At 72.3% G+C, this 16587-nt stretch carries 17 protein-coding genes; 8 read left to right on the forward strand and 9 right to left on the reverse strand.

All coding sequences use genetic code 11. The annotated features are described in order from the left end of the window. Positions 1-510, reverse strand: a complete 510-nt coding sequence (locus OG589_RS18580) for a hypothetical protein (RefSeq protein WP_405150692.1) — start codon at positions 508-510, stop codon at positions 1-3. Between the two features lie 149 nt (positions 511-659). Here OG589_RS18580 and OG589_RS18585 point away from each other — a divergent pair, with 149 nt between their 5' ends. Beyond that, entirely contained in the window at positions 660-1235 is a 576-nt protein-coding gene (locus OG589_RS18585; protein ID WP_405150694.1) for an MFS transporter, read from the forward strand. Positions 1236-1348: 113 nt separating this feature from the next. Beyond that, complete coding sequence (locus OG589_RS18590) at positions 1349-2119, forward strand: YcnI family protein (RefSeq protein WP_405150695.1); 771 nt, start codon at positions 1349-1351, stop codon at positions 2117-2119. A 40-nt stretch (positions 2120-2159) separates the two neighbouring features. Here OG589_RS18590 and OG589_RS18595 read toward each other — a convergent pair whose 3' ends face one another. From OG589_RS18595 to OG589_RS18605, 3 genes are read right to left on the reverse strand one after another with little or no spacing between them, the layout of a single operon-like run. Then, positions 2160-3119 (reverse strand): ABC transporter permease, encoded by a 960-nt coding sequence (locus OG589_RS18595; RefSeq protein ID WP_405150696.1) that lies wholly within the window; start codon positions 3117-3119, stop codon positions 2160-2162. After that, positions 3106-4125, reverse strand: a complete 1020-nt coding sequence (locus tag OG589_RS18600) for an ATP-binding cassette domain-containing protein (RefSeq protein WP_405150698.1) — start codon at positions 4123-4125, stop codon at positions 3106-3108. The genes OG589_RS18595 and OG589_RS18600 overlap by 14 nt, the downstream gene beginning before the upstream one ends. Continuing rightward, entirely contained in the window at positions 4122-5273 is a 1152-nt protein-coding gene (locus OG589_RS18605; protein WP_405150700.1) for a LolA family protein, read from the reverse strand. The genes OG589_RS18600 and OG589_RS18605 overlap by 4 nt, the downstream gene beginning before the upstream one ends. Before the next feature lie 237 nt (positions 5274-5510). Here OG589_RS18605 and OG589_RS18610 point away from each other — a divergent pair, with 237 nt between their 5' ends. The 3 genes from OG589_RS18610 to OG589_RS18620 all read left to right on the forward strand — a co-directional run bounded on the left by OG589_RS18610 (position 5511) and on the right by OG589_RS18620 (position 9092). Continuing rightward, on the forward strand, positions 5511-6185 hold the full coding sequence (locus OG589_RS18610) for a response regulator transcription factor (protein WP_405150702.1): 675 nt from the start codon (positions 5511-5513) through the stop codon (positions 6183-6185). Further along, a complete protein-coding gene (locus tag OG589_RS18615; RefSeq protein ID WP_405150704.1) occupies positions 6175-7542 on the forward strand; it encodes a sensor histidine kinase in 1368 nt (455 codons plus the stop codon). The genes OG589_RS18610 and OG589_RS18615 overlap by 11 nt, the downstream gene beginning before the upstream one ends. Before the next feature lie 122 nt (positions 7543-7664). Continuing rightward, positions 7665-9092, forward strand: a complete 1428-nt coding sequence (locus OG589_RS18620) for a pyridoxal phosphate-dependent decarboxylase family protein (RefSeq protein ID WP_405150706.1) — start codon at positions 7665-7667, stop codon at positions 9090-9092. Here the strand turns inward: OG589_RS18620 and folP are convergent. Together folP and OG589_RS18630 are read right to left on the reverse strand one after the other, a co-directional pair. Further along, positions 9083-9931, reverse strand: coding sequence for a dihydropteroate synthase (gene folP, locus OG589_RS18625; protein ID WP_405150707.1), 849 nt, complete (start codon positions 9929-9931; stop codon positions 9083-9085). The genes OG589_RS18620 and folP overlap by 10 nt on opposite strands. An 86-nt stretch (positions 9932-10017) precedes the next feature. After that, positions 10018-10887: a LysR substrate-binding domain-containing protein gene (locus OG589_RS18630; protein WP_405150709.1), complete on the reverse strand. Its 870-nt coding sequence runs from the start codon at positions 10885-10887 to the stop codon at positions 10018-10020. 818 nt (positions 10888-11705) lie between these two features. On the opposite strand from OG589_RS18630, the gene OG589_RS18635 reads away from it, so the two are divergent. Both OG589_RS18635 and OG589_RS18640 read left to right on the forward strand, forming a co-directional pair. Beyond that, entirely contained in the window at positions 11706-12674 is a 969-nt protein-coding gene (locus tag OG589_RS18635; protein WP_405150710.1) for a neutral zinc metallopeptidase, read from the forward strand. Between the two features lie 200 nt (positions 12675-12874). Next, entirely contained in the window at positions 12875-14479 is a 1605-nt protein-coding gene (locus tag OG589_RS18640) for an LCP family protein (RefSeq protein ID WP_405150712.1), read from the forward strand. A gap of 37 nt (positions 14480-14516) precedes the next feature. On the opposite strand, the gene OG589_RS18645 is transcribed toward OG589_RS18640, so the two are convergent. Then, a complete protein-coding gene (locus OG589_RS18645; RefSeq protein WP_405152069.1) occupies positions 14517-14780 on the reverse strand; it encodes a hypothetical protein in 264 nt (87 codons plus the stop codon). A gap of 122 nt (positions 14781-14902) precedes the next feature. Here OG589_RS18645 and OG589_RS18650 point away from each other — a divergent pair, with 122 nt between their 5' ends. Further along, complete coding sequence (locus tag OG589_RS18650) at positions 14903-15271, forward strand: TetR family transcriptional regulator C-terminal domain-containing protein (RefSeq protein ID WP_405152070.1); 369 nt, start codon at positions 14903-14905, stop codon at positions 15269-15271. A 356-nt stretch (positions 15272-15627) separates the two neighbouring features. On the opposite strand, the gene OG589_RS18655 is transcribed toward OG589_RS18650, so the two are convergent. Further along, positions 15628-15927 carry a hypothetical protein gene (locus OG589_RS18655; protein ID WP_405150713.1) on the reverse strand — a complete coding sequence of 100 codons (300 nt, stop codon included), beginning with the start codon at positions 15925-15927 and terminating at the stop codon, positions 15628-15630. 69 nt (positions 15928-15996) lie between these two features. Continuing rightward, on the reverse strand, positions 15997-16581 hold the full coding sequence (locus OG589_RS18660; RefSeq protein WP_405150715.1) for an ATP-binding protein: 585 nt from the start codon (positions 16579-16581) through the stop codon (positions 15997-15999). Positions 16582-16587 lie beyond the last annotated feature (6 nt).

The raw sequence follows: 16587 nt of genomic DNA on the forward strand, positions 1-16587 counted from the left end.
TCAGTAGTAGCCGCCGCCCGCGGGCTCGGAGGTCTCCTCCTCGTAGTCCTCCTCGTCCCGCTCGCGGCCGGCCCATCGCGAGGGCATCAGCACCGGGACGAAGAGGGCGATGCCCAGCATCGCGTAGACGCCCGTGCCCAGCAGGTCCTGCATGCCCTTGCCGGCCTGGACGATCATGGGGTTCATCGAGGGGTCGTCCGGCGCCAGGCTGAGCGCGCGGTTCACGTCCAGCACGTAGATCACCGTCCACGCCAGCAGCACCATGGACGGCACGAACGTCGCGAGGGGCGAGACCCTGCCCGCCACCACCAGGCCGAAGACCAGACCGGCCGCCAGCATCGCACCGAGGCCGATCAGCGCCTTGGTGTCCCTGATCGGGTCGACGGCGCCCGTGGCGGCGTTCGCGACGCCGGCCATCCCGCGTAACGCGTCCTGCGAGGCCCACCCGGTGCCCACCAGAAGCACCGCCGTCACCACAACGCCGAGCAGCAACCCGAAGAAATGCCGCATGGTGACCACCTCGTTCTGCACAGAACCAGCGAACGCGGGCAACAGTAGCGACAAAACCCCTGAAGCGGCAGACGTCACACCGAGACGGTCGAAATGTCGATGGGCCGCGGAGACAGGCGGTCCCCCGGCGTGGCACGATGTGGGGCGTCATGCGTGCCCGCCTCCCCCTGCGCCTCGCGCGGTCGGCCGCCTTCACGGTCGTCTGCGTGACTCTCGCCGTGCTCGGCCACCGGGCGGCGGGCGGCTCGGGGCCCTCGTCGTGGGCGGTGGCCGCCGGTGGCGTCGCGGTGACCGCCGCGACCGTCCTCCTCGCCGGGCGCGAGCGCTCGCCCCAGACGATCATCGGCTTCCTGGTCGGCGCGCAGCTGTTCCTGCACCAGATCTTCGGCCTCTCGGGGGACATCGGTTCCCCCCTGAGCGTCCACCTCTCCCACGGGCAGGGGCTCGGCGCCGACATCGGCATGGTGGTCGCCCACCTCACCGCCACGCTGATCACCGGCTGGTGGCTGGCCAGGGGCGAGTCCGCCCTGTGGTCGGTGCTCCGCAGGCTGGGCACGCTCGCCGTCCGCCGGCTGCGCCACCTGCTGGCCCTGCTCGACGAGGGCACGGCAGGCCCCGTACGGCCCGCCGCCCGCGCCCCCCGGCGCCTCGATCCCGTCCCGGCCGGGCGGGAGCTCCGCCATACCGTCACCAGGCGCGGTCCTCCGCTTCCCGCCGCCTCCTGACACCTCGCGAGCCGCCGCCACCCGGCGGCGCGTCCTCTGACGCCCGCCCGGCCTCCCCGGCGACGCGGCTCGCGCCTCCTGCCTTCCCCCCTGTACGAAGTGGAGATTTCCCGATGTCGTTGAGCTCTGCCGGCCGCCGCCTGGCCGCCGTCACCGCCGGTGCCCTCGCTCTCACCGTCGGCCTCGCCCTGCCCGCCCTCGCCCACGTCACCATCAACCCGGGAACGGCGGAGAAGGGCGGTTTCACCAAGGTCGCCTTCCGCGTCCCCAACGAGCGGGACAAGGACTCGACGACCAAGCTGGTGATCGACCTCCCGATCGACCACCCGCTGCCGTTCGTCTCGGTGCGCCCGGTTCCCGGGTGGAAGGTCCAGGTCACCGAGAGCAAGCTGCCCAAGGCCGTCCCGTCCAAGTACGGCGACATCACCGAGGCCGTCACGAAGATCACCTGGACCGGCGGGAAGATCGAGCCGGGCCAGTTCCAGGAGTTCGAGGTGTCGATGGGATTCATGCCCGAGGACACCGACCAGCTGCTCTTCCCCGCCACCCAGACCTACTCCAGCGGCGAGGTCGTGAAGTGGGCGGACGAGCCGAAGGCCGACGGCACCGAGGCCGAGCACCCCGTCCCGACCCTCAAGCTCGTCGCGCCGGCGGCCGGGGGTGACGAGCACGGGTCGGCCGCCGCGTCCGCGACCCCCGCCGCCTCGGCGGCGCCCACGCTGGCCGTCAAGGCGCAGAGCGACTCGCACGACGACGCGAGCGCCGGCGCGGACTCCGACGGGACGGCGCGGCTGCTGGCCGGCATCGGCATCGCCGTCGGAGTCGCGGGCGTCGCGACCGGTGTGGCGGGCCTGCGCCGCGGGCGGCGTACCCCGCAGGAGTGACACCCGGCCGGGTCCGGGTGCGCGAGCGCCCGGACCCGGCTCAGCTCGTGATGTCGCGGCCGGAGAAGCGGCCCCAGGCGATGGAGCCGAACACCACCGCGTAGGCGGCGAAGACGAGCAGCCCCTGGCCCATCACGTCGGTCGCGATCGGATCGCGCAGCGCCCCGTCGAAAGAACCCCACCAGGAGGTCAGAAGGTACGGCTGGGCCGGGGCGAGCTGCGGGATCACGCCGAGGACCTGCGAGAACACAACGGTCACCACGGTCGCCGCGACGGCCCCGATGGGCACCTCGGTCAGCGTGGAGACCGCGAGGCCGACGGCCCCGAGCGCGGCCATCCCCGCGGCGCTGTAGCCGGTGACGATGAGGACGCGCAGCAGCCCGTCCGCGAGCGGGATGGTCGTCCCCGACAGCAGCGTGACCGGCCCCACGGGGAACAGGACGAAGCCCGTGACCAGCGAGGCGACCGCGACGACCGCGCAGGCGGCGAGCCCGAAGACGGCCACGTTGGCGAACTTGACGGCCAGCAGCCGGGTGCGGCCCGCGGGGGCGGTGAGCAGGTAGCGCAGGGTGCCGCCGTTCGCCTCGCCCGCGACCGCGTCCCCGGCGACGACCGCGACGGCCAGCGGCAGGAGCAGCTGGACCAGCAGCGACAGCGCCACGAAGGTCAGCATCAGCCCGTTCCCCGCGACCTGCGTGATGAGCGACGGCGCGTCTCCGTCTCCGCCCACCACCCGGAGCACGATGCCGATCAGCACAGGGACGAGGGCGAGCACGATGAGCATGGCGATGTTGCGCGGCCTGCGGAAGGTGAGCCCCAGCTCCGAGCCCAGCAGCCGCAGCGCCGCGCGCGCCGCCCCGGGGCTCGCGTACACGGCCGGGACCGGTCCGGCGGACGGCCCGGCGGTCGGCCCGGCGGTCCGCTCTGTGGCCGGCTCTGTGGCCGGGCGGGCGGGCGCGGCCGCCGGTGATGTGGTTCCGGCCGATCTAACCGTCGACATCGAATCCCTCTCCTGTCAGGCCGACGAACAGCTCTTCGAGACTGGGCCGCAGGACGGCGAAGCCGCGTACGGCAACCCCGTCCCCGACCAGCTCGGCGACGACGCGCTCCGGCGCGACCGCGCCGAGCTCGGCCGTGACCTCGTCCAGTCCGGTGCGCACGTCGGCGAGCCCGAGGTGGTTCAGCACCGACGCCGCCTGGGCGGCGTGCGGGCTCTCCACGCGCACGCGCGGGGCGTGCCCCTCGCGCAGCGAGGCGATCGGTCCCTGGGCCACCAGGCGGCCAGTGCGCATCACGCCGACGTGGGTGCACATCTGCTCGACCTCGGCCAGCAGGTGGGAGGAGACGAAGACGGTGGTGCCGTCGGCCGCGATCTCCTTGATGAGCGACCGCACCTCCCTTGTGCCCTGCGGGTCGAGCCCGTTGGTCGGCTCGTCCAGCACGAGCAGCTCGCGCGGGCCGAGCAGCGCGGCGGCGATGGCCAGGCGCTGGCGCATGCCGAGGGAGTACGCCCGGTAGCGCTTGCCGGCCGCCGCCCCGAGCCCGACGCGGTCGAGCGCGACCCCGACGCGGGCCCGCACGGTGCGGGGGTCGGCCGTGGGGTCGGCGGCGTCGTACCGGCGCAGGTTCGCCTCGCCCGACAGGTACGGGTAGAAGGCCGGGCCCTCGACCACCGCGCCGACCTTGGGCAGGGCGGCGCCGAGCCCGGCGGGCATCGGCCGGCCGAGCACCTCGCACCCGCCGCTGGTCGGGCTCATCAGGCCGAGCAGCATGCGGATCGTCGTGGTCTTGCCGGACCCGTTGGGACCGAGGAAGCCGAAGACCGAGCCGCGCGGCACGGCGAGGCCGAGGTCGTCGACGGCGACCTGCCCGCCGCGGAAGCGCTTGGTGAGCCCGCGCGACACGATCGAGCAGTCGTCGGTGGATATCGCTTCTGAGGCCGGGCGCGGGACCCCGGGAAGGGGCGCCGCCTCGTGCGCCCCCTCCCCCGTCATCGTCGTCGTCACTTCTGGCCGGCCGCCTCGGCCAGCGCCTCGGGAGTGACGGCTCCCACCAGCAGCCTGCCGTCATCGGTGACCAGCGCCGACACGAGCTTGCTCTGGATCACCCTGCCGCTCCCCCAGGGCCCGGAGACCTGCTTGGCCGACTTGAGCAGCGAGTCGACGACCGCGGTGGGATCGCCGTTCCCCCACTTCCCGTGCTCGCCCGTGGCGGGCGGCCGCTGGAGGTCGGCGAGCGAGAACGGCACCTCGGCCACGGTGGCCCAGCCCTTGCCGATGGTGCGGATCTTCCCGGCGTCCTTGCCCAGGGCGTGCCCATCGGGCTCGGCCGGCTTGTCGCCGCTCGGCGCGCCCTCGGCGCCGAGCGTCTTGTCCTCGACCTTGGCGCCGGCGGGCGGGGTGAACGCGAAGTTCTCGGGAGCGGGCGCCGAGAAGCTCACCTGGGTGAAGCCGACCTCGAACGCGGGCTCCGAGGCCCCCTTGGCGAAGACCTGCACGCGCAGCGGGATGTAGTTCTCCCCATCGAGGGCGAGCTTGACCTGCTTGACCAGGGACGAGGTGTCCTTGGGCGTGAGGACGAGCTGGTAGGCGGCGCGGCCGGCGACGTGCTGGCCGTTCTCCACGGTGACCGCGGTGCTCTCGTCCGCGGCCTTGAGCACCTCGGCGGCCATGTCGGCCGGGGTCGTGGCGGTGGGCAGCGCGGTGTGCGCGGCCTTCGCGCCGTCGGCCCCGGTGCCCTGCGGCAGCTTGTAGCGCGTGGCGGTGTTCTGGTCGCTCTGCCACAGCCAGGCCTCGCCGGTGCCCGTGGAGATGACGTCGGTCTCGCTCATCGGGCCCGGCAGGGCGAGCCGCACCCGGCCGTCGCCGCCGTACCAGACCTTGATGGTGTGGGACCCGGACAGCAGGGACATCGGCGAGCTGCTCGACCCCCCGGGCAGTGGCAGGGCCGGCAGGCCCAGGGAGGCGGTCTCCACGACGGTGCCCGACATGGCGGGCGGCGCCTGGTGCCGCGCGGTCTTGGCGACCTCCGCGAGCAGCTGCGCGGCGGTGCGGTCGGGGAGGGACGGGTCGCCCTGGACGGCGGCGATGACCGGCCCCGCGCCGACCGCGGCTCCCACCACGGCGACGGCGACGACCGGGACTCCCCACCTCACGGCACGTACTCTTCTGGACTGGGACGGCATGTCACTCCTCAACGGTATGTCTTCGCGATCCGATACTCCGCAGACTGCCGCGCGGCCCCTGTGCCGAAGCTGAGACAAGCTGAGAGGGCTCTCAGGCCGGAGGGCTTTCCGCAGCTCGCGGGGCCGGCCGCCGGGTCTCCGTTCTCAGCCGGGTCTCAGCCGGCACAGGCCAAGATGGGGTGACACACAATTTTGGGGGGAGTCCGGATGCGCGTGCTCGTCGTCGAGGACGAGAGGCGGATGGCCGCCGCGCTGCGGCGCGGGCTGCAGGCGGAGGGGTTCGCGGTCGACCTGGCCCACGACGGCGAGGACGGCCTGCACCTGGCCCGCGAGGGCGACTACGACGTGGTCGTGCTCGACATCATGCTGCCGAGGCTCTCCGGCTACAACGTCTGCAAGCGGCTGCGGGCCGAGGAGAACTGGGTGCCGATCCTGATGCTGTCGGCCAAGGACGGTGAGTACGACCTGGCGGACGGCCTGGACCTCGGCGCCGACGACTACTTGACCAAGCCCTTCTCCTACGTCGTGCTCGTGGCCAGGCTGCGGGCCCTCATGCGGCGCGGCGCCCGGCGCCGTCCGGCGGTGCTCAGGTCGGGGGATCTCACCCTGGACCCGGCCGGCCGGGCGGTCGCGCGCGGCGGCACCCCGATCGAGCTGACGCCGCGCGAGTTCGGCCTGCTGGAGTTCCTGCTGCGCCGTCCGGGCGAGGTGGTGTCCAAGACCGAGATCCTGGAGCACGTCTGGGACACCTACGACACCGATCCGAACGTGGTCGAGGTGTACGTGGGCTACCTGCGCAGGAAGATCGACGTCCCGTTCGGGCGCAACGCCCTGCAGACCGTGCGCGGGGCGGGCTACCGGCTGGTGGGCGATGGCGGCTGACCGGTCGCCTTTGGCCTGGTGGCGGCGGAAGAGCCTGCGCTTCCGGCTGACCGCCACGGCCTCGGCCGTCCTGGCGCTGGCGCTCGCGGCGGCGTCCGCGCTGCTGGTCAGCGTGCTGGGCCGGGCGCTGATCGCCTCCACGGACGAGGTCGCCTACCAGCGGGCCAGGGAGGTGGTCGCCCTGGCGGACGACGGGCGGCTGTCCGACCCCGTCGCCGTCCCGGACGGCACGATCATCCAGGTGCTGGACGACCGGGGCCGCATCACCCACGTCACGCTCGGCGCCGACCGCCTGGTCCCGCTGGTGAGCGCCCGCGCGCGGGAGGAGGATCCGCCGGACGGCCGGGGCCGGTTCGTGGACGGCGGCCCGTACGGCATCCCGGCCCCGCTGCGCGTGGTCGTCCTGCACGCCGACCACGGCAGGACGGTGATCGCCGCGCGGTCCTTCAAGGACGTCGCGGACAGCCTCGCGGCGACCGTCCACATGCTGGTGGTCGGCACGCCCGTGCTCCTGGTGCTGCTCGGCGCCGCGAGCTGGCTGATCATCGGCCGCACGCTGCGGCCGATCACGGCGCTGCGCCGGGGCGCGGCGGAGATCAGCGGCACCGCCAGGGCGCGCCGGCTCCCGGTGCCCGAGGCGCGCGACGAGGTGCACGAGCTGGCGACCACGCTCAACGACATGCTGGCCCGGCTGGAGGCGGCCGAGGCCTCCCAGCGGGCCCTGATCTCGGACGCGGCCCACGAGCTGCGCAGCCCGCTGGCCAGCATCCGCCTGCAGCTGGAGGTCGCGCTCGGCCACCCGGAAGGGCAGGAGTGGCCCGAGACCGCGGAGGGCGTGCTGGAGGACACCCTGCGCCTCAGCCGGCTGGCAGAGGGTCTGCTCACCCTGGCACGCCTGGACGAGCGGCGGCGCCCGGCCCGGTGGCAGCCCGTGGACCTCGGGGAGCTGGTCGAGGCGACGGCGGACCGCTACGACGACACCGTGGTCAAGATAGTGGCGGCGGGACCCGCGGTGGTCGACGGCGACGCGATGGACCTGGGGCGGGTGCTGGTCAACCTGCTGGACAACGCCGTACGGCACGCGGCCGGCCACGTCGGCGTGGAGCTGCGCGCGACCCGGGCGGAAGCGGTGATCACGGTCACGGACGACGGGCCGGGGATCCCCGAGGCCGACCGGGAGCGGGTGTTCAACCGGTTCACCCGACTCGACAGCTCCCGCAGCCGCGACGACGGCGGGGCGGGGCTCGGCCTCGCCATCGTCCGCGAGACCGTCCGGGCCCACGGGGGCTCGGTCCACCTGGAGGACGCCTCCCCCGGGCTGCGCGCCGTCGTGCGGCTGCCGCTGTCGCGTTCGTGAGGTGTGACGATCTTGTGCCCGTTATGTAGGGGCTGGCGTGGTAATGTCCCTCGCCGATCGAGTGGTGTCACCCCTAGGAGCGGCGCCGCCTGAGCCACCCTCGTGCCCCAAGGGAGAATCACGTGCTTCCCGAGAACGGCCGTACCGCCGAAGAGCTCCTCGCGGAGATCGCCCGGCTCAGGCGCGACGACCTGCCGGTGCGCGGCGGCAAGGTCACCGCGTACGTCTACGACACCGGCCGCCCCGAGGTGCACGAGGCCGCCGCGCGGGCCTACTTCGAGATGCTCGAAGTGAACACGCTGGACCCGACGGCGTTCCCGAGCATCGTCGCGATGGAGAAGCAGGTCGTCGGGGCGGTGGCGGAGCTCCTCGGCGGCGGGCCGCACACCCCGGGCATCTTCACCAGCGGCGGCACCGAGTCGATCATGCTGGCCGTGAAGGCCGCCAGGGACGCGCGTCCCGTCGCGGGACGGCCGCGCATGGTGCTGCCGGTGACCGCGCACCCGGCGTTCCACAAGGCGGCGCACTACCTCGGCGTCGAGGTGGCGCCGGTGGCCGTCGACCCCGGCACCTTCCGCGCCGATCCGGCGGCCGTGGCCGCCGCGATCACGCCCGACACCGTGCTGGTCGTCGCGTCCGCCCCCTCCTACCCCCAGGGCGTGGTCGACCCCGTCGCGGAGATCGCCGCGCTGGCGGCCTCGCGCGGGGTGCTGTGCCACGTGGACGCCTGCGTCGGCGGCTGGCTGCTGCCCTGGCTGGCGCGGGCCGGGGCGGTGGTCCCGCCCTTCGACCTGTCGGTGCCCGGCGTGACGTCCATCTCCTGTGACCTGCACAAGTTCGGCTACGCGCCCAAGGGCGCCTCGGTCGTGCTCTTCGCCGACCCCGCGCTGCGCCGGGCCGCGTACTTCGCCTCTGCCGCGTGGCCGGGGTACACGGTGATCAACACCACCGTGCAGAGCTCGAAGTCGGCGGGCCCGCTCGGCGGCGCGTGGGCGACGCTCAACGCGCTCGGCCGCGCCGGCTACCTCGACCTCGCCCGCAGCACCCTGGAGGCCACCCGCAGGCTCGTCGCGGGCATCGGCGCGATCCCCGGCCTGCGGGTGCTGGGCGAGCCGGAGTCCTCGCTGGTGGCGTTCGCGGGCGAGGACGGCGTGGACGTGTTCGTGCTGTCCGACGAGGCGCGCAAGCTCGGGTGGTTCCTGCAGCCGCAGCTCTCGTACGCCGGCATCCCCGCGAACCTGCACGTCACGGTCACCGGGGTCACCCTCGCCGGGGTGGACGCCATGCTGGAGGTGATCGCCGCCGCGGCGGCGGCCGCCAGGGAGAGGGGCCCCGCGCGGATCCCCGACGGGCTGACCGGCGTCCTGGCCTCGCTCGACCTCGACGCGCTGGACGACGCGACGTTCACGGAGCTCGCGGCGTCGGTCGGCGTGGAGCTGGGCGGTGACGGCCAGCCGGAGATGGCGGTGGTCAACACCGTGCTCGACGCCCTGCCGGCCGGCACCCGTGAGGCGATCCTGATCAGGTTCCTCTCGGTGATCTACGGCTGAGCCCGGCCGCTCCTGAGCCGCTCGACGGTCGCGAGGGCGGCCCTGGCCGAGGCGGCGTCGTGGACGCGGAAGACCCGCGCGCCCTGCCAGGCCGAGACGGCCAGCGTGGCGAGGGTGCCCGCGTGGCGCTCCCCGACCGGGAGCCCGCCCAGCGCCTCTCCCACGAAGTCCTTGTTGGAGACGGCGACGAGCACCGGCCACCCGGTGGCCACCATCTCCGAGAGCCTGCGGCTGACCTCCAGCGAGTGCCAGGTGTTCTTCCCGAAGTCGTGCGCCGGGTCGATGAGGATCGCGTCCTCGCGCACGCCGGCCCGTACGGCCCGCCGGGCGAGGTCGGCGGTGTGCGCGACGACGTCGGCCACCACGTCGTCGTAGGCGATGCGGTGCGGCCGGGTCCTCGGGGTGACGCCTCCGGCGTGGGCGCACACCAGCCCGATGCCGTGCTTGGCGGCGACCTCGGCCAGACCGGGATCGGGACCGCCCCAGGTGTCGTTCAGCAGGTCGGCTCCGGCCTGGGCGACCACCTCGCCGACCTCGGCCCTCCAGGTGTCCACACTGATCACCAGGTCGGGATGGGCGGCGCGCACGGCGGCGACCAGGTCGGCGACCCTGCGGATCTCCTCGGCGGCGTCCACGGTCTCGCCCGGGCCCGCCTTCACCCCGCCGATGTCGACGATGTCGGCCCCGGCCCGGACCGCCTCGGCGACGGCGGCCAGCGCGGCGTCGAAGCCGAAGGTCCTGCCCTGGTCGTAGAAGGAGTCGGGGGTGCGGTTCACCACGGCCATCACGGCGAACTCGCCTGGCCGGAACTCGCGGTCACGCAGGCGCAGAGTATGCATCGCCGCAAGCGTACGCCAGCATCGCCGCACAGGGCTCCGGCGCCGCCGGACGGCGTCCCGAAGTCATGGGAACGCTCCAAAACGGCTCAGATCGCCGAGCCGCTCTCGGCGACGGTGAGGAAATCCTGTGCCATGCCCGGCAGGCGCTTGCGCGCGTGCACGAGGGCGATGATCCGGCGCAGCGGCGGGTCGAGGGAGCGGACCACCAGCCCCGCCCGCACGGCCTGCTCCGACATCCCCCGGTACCCGAGCAGGGAGGCGGAGGCGGCCCTGATCGTGGCCAGCCAGCCGCCGCGCTCGTCGGTCTCGGCGGCCACGACCGGCCGCACGCCGTAGGTGGCGAAGAGCTGGTCGAACTCCCTGCGGCGGGCGCTGCCCGGCAGCGGCAGCACGAGCCGCATGCCGTTCATGCGGATCATGGGGATCGACTCGGGGAGGTCAAGGCCGGGAGGCGAGATCAGCACGATCTCCTGCCGTTCGAGCGGGTGGCTGACCAGGTCGGCCGGCACGGGCAGATCGGTCAGCCCGAGGTCGGCACGCTGCTCCCGGATGGCGTTCACGACGCCGTCACGGCCGTCACACCGAACGATTTGCACCCGTACCCCCGGATGCTCCGAGACGTAGGAGGGAAGGAGGCGGCCCGCCAGGCCGGGCTCCAGGCTCGGAGGCGAGGCGATGCGCAGCTCGCTCGTGCCGGAGTGCGTGTGCGTGGCGAGCGCCTCGATCTCGTGGACGGCGTCGAGCGCCTCCTTGGCGAGCTTGACGACGCGGCGGCCCTGTGCCGTCACGACGACTCCCCGCCCCGAGCGAGCGAAAAGGGTCATGCCGAGTTCACGTTCCAGGTCGCGGATCGCGCGTGAAAGCGCGGGCTGCGCGATGTAGAGCGATCTGGCCGCGTCGGTCATGGTGCGGTGCTCCGCAGTGGCGACCACATAACGGAGCTGCTGCAGATTCATGGAATCGAAGCTAGGGCAGAGGGGCTCGGCGAATCCGGAACATCGCAGAGATCACCTTGGATGATTTCAGAATGTAACCAGATACCGCTACTTCCGTGACTACTGGGAATTCAGTGCAGTTATGCCCAAAATGCTCCAGAATGTGGATCTTGTGACTGGGGAGAGCGGCTCGGCCTTCTGAGGCCGGGAAGGGGGCGCACGGAATGGGTACCAACGGACAGCATCCTCCACCGCCCCCGCCGGGGGGACGCCATCCCTATCCGCCCCCTCAGGATCCACGCCAGGGCGGCGGCCCGGTGCCGCGGGATCCGGGCTGGAGCGGCGGCCCCGTACCGCAGGCAGGCGGCCCGGTGCCGCAGGACGTCCCGCCGCCGTACCCGCCCAGTGGACCGCGCCAACCGCCCCAGGGTTACCCGCCACAGGGGCGGCCCTCGTACCCGGGACCCGGCCAGGGCCCCGGGCGGCAGCCCTACCCGGGACAGGGGCCCGCCCAGCCGTACCCCGGACAGGGCCCGGCGCAGCCCTATCCGGGGCCGCAACCCGCGCAGCCGTACCCGCCGCGGCCGGGGGGTCAGCCCTACCGGCGGCCGTACCCGCCCGCGCAGGCCCCCGGGCAGCAGCCCGGGCCCCCGTACCAGGCTCCTCCCCCGCCTCCGGGCGGCCAGGCACCCGCGCCGTTCCCGCCGCCTCCACCGGGGTGGAACGGCCCGCCAGGTCCGCCCAGAGGTCCGTACGGCCCGCCGGGGCACCTGCCCCCGAACCGGCGCCCACCGAAGCGCAAATCGAGCGCGGGCGCGGTCGTCGGCGGCCTTCTCGGGGTGGTCGCCGCCGTGTTCGTCCTGCTGGTGATCGGTTCCGCGGCCCTGAAGAGCGCCAGGCACCCGGACCCGATCTCTCCCGTGGCGCTCCCGACCTACGCCCCTTACACGCCGATCCCGTACCCCACCCGCTCCTCGCCCCACGGCACGACCCGGACGCCCACATCGGTGACGCCCCCGCGCGACACGTCGAGCTCCCAGGTGGACACGAACACCCAGACGAGCCGGCCCTCGCTGAACACCACGCTGACCGGGAACACGGTCTACCGGGTCGGCGCGCTGCCCCGTGTCCCCTGCCACGCCGCCGCCACCAACATCTTCAACGACGCCCAGCTCAAGTCGCTGATCCTCAAGACGGGACAGTGCATGAGCCGGACCTGGTCTCCCGCGCTGCGGAAGACCGGCATCGCCTTCGCCCCCCCGAGGTACGCCATCACGGCGCGCGGCGGCCGGGGCGCGTGCGGCGACTTCCCCCAGCGGGGCAGCATCGTGCCCTACTACTGCCCGCGCAACACGACCATCTACGCCTCGACCACGGCGCTCGCGCGCGGCCGGGGCGACCAGCGCGGGTACGGCTCGCTGTCCAGCTGGCACGGCGCGATCATCGGCATGATGGCCCACGAGTACGGCCACCACGTCCAGCAGTTGTCGGGGCTCGCCAACTCCTGGTGGGGCAAGACCCTGGACGCGCGGTCGCAGAGCGCCAAGCTCGCCCTGAGCCGCAAGTACGAGCTGCAGGCCAACTGCTTCAGCGGCATGTGGATGAGGTCTGTGGCCACGAGCTACCCGATCCCCCCGGCCCGCCGCGCCAACCTGTTCTACTTCTTCTCCAACGTCGGGGACTGGCCCGGATACCCGCGGGACCACGGCACGCCCGCCAACAGCGGCCGCTGGTTCCGGCAGGGATACGAGCGCGACAAGGCCTACCAGTGCAACACCTGGCTCGCCCCCGCCTCCAGCACTTCGTAGAGGCGGGCGCGCTTGACAGCGGCTGTCAGGTGAGATGACGAGTTAAGACAGTTGTTACCGTCCGATTCCTCAAAATTGGCTTTGCGTCAGTGATGTCCAGGTATGGGGGTTAGAATCCTGGAATTCCGTGAACCTGCGGGGGGTCAACCATGGGTTTCTCCTGGTTGGCGGCCGGATTCGACAGTCATGAGGGAGCGCTTGTGACCACGCCTGTGGGCGGCACCGCGGGGGAGGCGGCCGGGGACGGCCCGGAGGAACCCGCCCCGAAGCGGCCGACCGCCACACCTCCCCGCTACGCCAAGACCCCCACCACCGCCTCCGTCATCGGATGGACGGGGCTGTCCGCGCTGGTCCCCGGCGCGGCCCACCTCCGTGCGGGGCAGCGGCGCACCGGTTTCGCGCTTCTCGGGGCCTTCGCCCTCCTCCTCGTCGCCGGCCTCGTGTTCGCGCTCGTCGTCCGGGCGAACGTGGGCCTGGCCGTCAAGGACGGCATCCTGGTGACGGTGATCGCCGCGGCGGCCGTCGGCGCGCTGGCGTGGTTCGCCCTCATCATCACCTCCTACATCGCCCTCGGCCCCAACCGGCTCCCCCAGACGGGCCAGGTGGTCTCCGGCATCGTGGTCGGAGTCCTTTGCGTGAGCGTCATGGCGCCCTTCGCGCTGACGGCGAGCAGCATGATGACCGTACGCCAGACCGCGGCGGCCATCTTCCCGACCGTGCAGGTGCCGGGCGAGACCATCGCGCCCGTCAAGCAGGAGGACCCGTGGAACGGCAGGCGCCGGGTCAACTTCCTGCTCATCGGCGGTGACGCCGCCGGCGACAGGACCGGCGTGCGGACCGACAGCATGACCGTGGCCAGCGTCGAGGTGAAGACCGGCAACACGGTCATGTTCAGCCTCCCCCGCAACCTGCAGTACGTCCGATTCCCCAAGGGCGACCCGCTCGCCGCGAGGTTCCCCAACGGCTTCACGGGCGACTCGGGGCAGGGCCTGCTGAACGAGGTCTGGCAGTACGCCGAGGACCACCTCGGCAAGGGCAGGGGCCCCCACGAGCTCAAGAGCGCCATCGGCTACACCCTGGGCCTCAAGGTCGACTACTACGCGATCGTCGACATGTACGGCTTCGCCGCGCTGATCGACGCGATCGGCGGGCTCAAGATCCGCGTGGAGACCGACATCAAGTGGGGCGGGCACTTCGGCACGGCCGGCACCATCAAGGCGGGCTACCAGAAGCTCGACGGCGAGCACGTGCTCTGGTACGGCCGTTCCCGCGTCGACAGCGACGACTTCTCGCGCATGTCGCGGCAGCGCTGCGTGATGGGCGCGCTCCTCGACCAGGCCACCCCCAGCGTGGTGCTCGCGAACTTCGGCAAGATCGCGACCGCCACCCGGCACATGTTCCGCACCGACATCCCGCGCGACCTGCTGGAACACCTGGTGCCGCTGGCCCTGAAGGTCAAGGACGCCAAGACGACCAGCCTGCAGTTCGTACCGCCGACCGTCTGGCCGGGCGCGGCGGACTGGGTGAAGATCCGCCGCCTCACCACTCAGGCGATCAAGGACTCCGAGCGCTCCGCCCGGGGCCTCCTGGCCGCGGGCGTCACCGCCAGCCCCACCACGACGACCGGGGCGGCCACCGCCTCCCCGTCCGGGTCCCAGAACCCCTCGGCGACCCCGACCCCCAGCGGCTCCTCCGCCAACCCCACCCCGGCCCGCACCCCGAGGGCCTCCACTCCCCTCGACACCCCGACCCCCAACCATCAGAACAAGGCGGCCAAGACCCTCTCAGAAGCCTGCGGCTTCTGAACCCCCCGGCCGGCTACCGGACCAGGCGCGACGCGCATTACCCCGCGGCCTTCTTGAAGATCTCGACCAGACTGGCGAAGCTGTCGGCGGCGTGGCCGCCGTCCCTGGTGGCGTGGACGATGTGGTCGACGCCGGCCACACCCGTGGCGAGCTTGTCCACGTCGCCGGTGTGCCTGCCCGCGTCGATCCGCGGCGCGTAAAACCCGAGGAAGCCCGGAATCGAGGACATCATGGACGTGGCGTACGGCAGGAACTCCTCCGCCGATATGCCGTGCGCGTCGGCCACCGCGAGAGCGCGCAGGTAGCTGCCTGCTTGCTCACGAGGATCTCCCTCACTGCTCGGTCTACCACTTCTTCCCGGGTGGGAAGCAGGAGCTGGGCGCGGAGGCGATCCGCCAGGGCGAGCAGGAGTTCACCGGCATCCTGCGCGAGGGGCTCGAAAGCGCAGAGGATCCGGCCGAGGCGGTCATCGCCTGCACCCGGATTCTCGCCAAGGAGCTCCGCGACTCCGACTGGATGGACGGCTGCCCGGTCACGACCACCGCGCTGGAGACCGTCGGCCGCGCTCCCGACATCCAGCAGGCCGTCGCCCAGGCCTTCGAGCACTGGCGGGGCCTCGTGTCCGACAGGCTCCGCCGCGCCGGCATCGCCGAAGACGACGCCCGCGACCTCGCCTGCACGGTGATCAACACCCTCGAGGGCGCCGAACTGGCCGCCCAATTCTCCAGAACCGAGAAGCCACTAGAGATAGCGGGCACCCACCTGGCCCGCCTGATCAACTCCTACAGGTGACGTCTGGCGGCAAGGGGAGGTGTCACAGGGCTCTCGCGGGGCGGGGGAGGAGGGCGAAGGCGCCTAGGTAGAGGAGGCCGGCTACTACCAGGAGGCCTTCGTAGCCGATGACGAGGGACAGGTATTCGAGGCAGCCGCGCCCTGCCGTTCTCACGGCACCGGCAGGACGAGCGGACAGTTCGGGGTCGGGCGCGCCCAACGGCAGCCGGGCAAGGCTCCCGCGCATCGACGTCAGCAACCGACCGCCCAGCCAGCTAGGGCTCTCGCGTCACGGGGAACGACCCATCGGCGGGAGCAGCGATGCGCACTGGTCGACGAGTCGATGAGAACGTCACCTTGGCGCCTTCGCCTTAGGCTCAGACCAGCGACTCCGGTCGTAGGACTTCCTCCCGAAGGATACGGCTGAGGTCCTTGGCTTCGGCATTGTGGCCCGTCTGACGCCGGACCTCCTTGCGCACCGCGTCGAGGACCACGTCGGACAGCATCACCTGAGCAAGCGACTTGGGGGACGTCGCCGCTCGCGCCTTCCAGAGATCGTCGATGAGCCGGCGCTTGAACGCGTCCTTGCTGAGGTAGAACAAGGCGTCGGTCTTGGCCGTCAACCCTGTCCCGCCGAGGAGATCGACCCGGCGATCACAGTCGCGGTCCTCCTCCATTGGGGACTATCGGTTTAGTCGCGGTCCTCCTCCATTGGGGACTATCGGTTTAGGAGAAATCAGGGGAGGTCACAGGTCATGCGGCAGAGTGCGGCCGTCGCGACGCAGGAAGGCGGTGATCTGCTTTCCGTCTGCGGCAACGGGAGAAACGGTCCATGACGAGGCCACGGCCGAGACGATCCGCAGGCCGCGCCCGTCTTCCTGGTCGTCAAGAGCGACCCGGGGCGCGGGTACTACTGGGGAACTGTCCTGGAGGCGGACTCCCACTGCGTCCGGCCACAGTTCCAGGATCAGCGTGATCTTCTCGATGTCCCTACGCGCGGCATCGGCGAGTTCCTCCAACCGCCGATGTCCGTGACGGAAAGCGTTGGTGGCGAGTTCGCTGACGACGAGCGTGGCATCCTCGACGAGATTGTGCTCTCCCCACGTGCGCAGAGTCTCGGCTGTGAAGTCACGCGCCTTCTTCGGCGCAAGCGGATCAGTGGCCATCTCCAGCTGAGCGCGAGCGGTGAGAGCCGGAGACGCCGCGCTGACGGTGACGCTTCTGGCTGCGTCCTCAGTCAGCCCGCCCTGGCTACGCCGCCCTGCCTGCGGTTCTTCCCGCAACAAGAGCGCTGCGGGCGGAAGGGGTCGGGAGGTGCCGTCGAAGGCCATGAGGGC

Source organism: Sphaerisporangium sp. NBC_01403, assembly GCF_045040145.1.
Lineage (GTDB): Bacteria > Actinomycetota > Actinomycetes > Streptosporangiales > Streptosporangiaceae > Sphaerisporangium > Sphaerisporangium viridialbum.

What these genes read in the sequence shown, in the direction of transcription:
- OG589_RS18595 (WP_405150696.1), bottom strand. Translation starts at nt 3,119, where the DNA reads ATGTCGACGGTTAGATCGGCCGGAACCACATCACCGGCGGCCGCGCCC.
- OG589_RS18580 (WP_405150692.1), bottom strand. Translation starts at nt 510, where the DNA reads ATGCGGCATTTCTTCGGGTTGCTGCTCGGCGTTGTGGTGACGGCGGTG.
- OG589_RS18610 (WP_405150702.1), top strand. Translation starts at nt 5,511, where the DNA reads ATGCGCGTGCTCGTCGTCGAGGACGAGAGGCGGATGGCCGCCGCGCTG.
- OG589_RS18660 (WP_405150715.1), bottom strand. Translation starts at nt 16,581, where the DNA reads ATGGCCTTCGACGGCACCTCCCGACCCCTTCCGCCCGCAGCGCTCTTG.
- OG589_RS18585 (WP_405150694.1), top strand. Translation starts at nt 660, where the DNA reads ATGCGTGCCCGCCTCCCCCTGCGCCTCGCGCGGTCGGCCGCCTTCACG.
- OG589_RS18615 (WP_405150704.1), top strand. Translation starts at nt 6,175, where the DNA reads ATGGCGGCTGACCGGTCGCCTTTGGCCTGGTGGCGGCGGAAGAGCCTG.
- OG589_RS18630 (WP_405150709.1), bottom strand. Translation starts at nt 10,887, where the DNA reads ATGAATCTGCAGCAGCTCCGTTATGTGGTCGCCACTGCGGAGCACCGC.
- OG589_RS18655 (WP_405150713.1), bottom strand. Translation starts at nt 15,927, where the DNA reads ATGGAGGAGGACCGCGACTGTGATCGCCGGGTCGATCTCCTCGGCGGG.
- folP (WP_405150707.1), bottom strand. Translation starts at nt 9,931, where the DNA reads ATGCATACTCTGCGCCTGCGTGACCGCGAGTTCCGGCCAGGCGAGTTC.
- OG589_RS18590 (WP_405150695.1), top strand. Translation starts at nt 1,349, where the DNA reads ATGTCGTTGAGCTCTGCCGGCCGCCGCCTGGCCGCCGTCACCGCCGGT.